The sequence below is a fragment of the Corallococcus llansteffanensis genome (assembly GCF_003612055.1).
Classification (GTDB): domain Bacteria; phylum Myxococcota; class Myxococcia; order Myxococcales; family Myxococcaceae; genus Corallococcus; species Corallococcus llansteffanensis.
The window spans coordinates 1-1,109 of the sequence record NZ_RAWB01001063.1; the positions used below are offsets into that span (position 1 = coordinate 1).

Annotated in this window: 1 protein-coding gene and 1 pseudogene; both read left to right on the top strand. The window is 74.4% G+C overall.

The features are described 5' to 3' along the window. Positions 1-553, top strand: a 553-nt coding sequence (locus D7V93_RS43340; protein WP_208723363.1) for an IPT/TIG domain-containing protein, incomplete at its 5' end; no start/stop codon positions are given. 10 nt (positions 554-563) lie between these two features. Next, a pseudogene (locus D7V93_RS43345) lies at positions 564-1,109 on the top strand (hypothetical protein); the annotation flags it as partial.

Genomic DNA, 1,109 nt, shown 5'->3' on the forward strand with positions numbered 1-1,109 from the left:
GGGCGGCACCGGGGGCAAGGGCGGCCAGGGCGGCAACGGTGGCAACGGCGGCAGCATCACCGTGCTGTACACCAACGCCAACGGCTTCAATGTCACCGGCTCGGTCTCGGGTGGCCGCAAGGGCCCGGGCGGCGGTCCCGGCTCTCCGGGCGTGGGCGGCCCGGGCGGCAGCAACGGCGGCAGCGGGTCGGCCGGTGCGGGAGGCGTCGGAGACGCCGGCTCGCTGGGCTCGGACGGGACCGACGGGACCGACGGGGCCCTCGTGTTCAAGGTGTCGCCTCCGGTCCTGACCCTCAGCGCCATCACCCCCAACAACGGCCCGGCCGCGGGGGGCACGGCCTTCACCCTGACGGGCAGCAACTTCGTCGCGGACGGCACGGGCAAACCGCTGACCACCGTCCAGTTCGGCTCGGCGAACGCGGTCGGCCTGGTCTTCGTGTCCGACACCCAGCTCACGGGCACGACGCCCCCGGGCTCGGGGGCCACCACGGTGCTGGCCGGCAACCCGGACGGCAGCTTCGCCGTCCTTCCCACGAACTTCACCTACACCTGAGGCGCGCGCCATGAGCCAGGAACAGGGCATCGACCCACCGGGCGTCCTTCTGCAGGCGGTGGATGGCACGGCGGGAACTTCCGGCACCGCCGGACAGCCGCCAGCGCCGCTCCAGGCCGCCAACGGCGACCCCGCGAAGTGCGAGAGCTGGAGCAACAAGAAGGCCGCGACCCCGGGGACTTCCGGGGTGCCGGGAGACGCCTCCGCCGTCGACGGCGGGGACGCCGGAACACCGGGCAACGGAGGCGCGGGCAACAACCTGCAGGTGACGGTCAACACCCTGCTCGGCGCGTTCACCTTCGCTTCGCTCGCTGGCAATGGCGCGAAGGGCGGCGACGGTGCCAATGGCGGCAACGGCCAGGCCGGCGGTGACGGCGGCGCCAACGGGAACTGCTCCTCGGCGGTCGCCTCCGGCGGAATGGGCGGCATTGGCGGCCGGGGTGGCAACGGGGGCGCCGGCGGCAGTGGAGGCGCCGGCGGCGTGGTGACGGTGCTCTACAACACCGCCGACACACCGCCGGCCGTCCGGGTCGCCGCTGGCAGCGCGGGGCTCGGC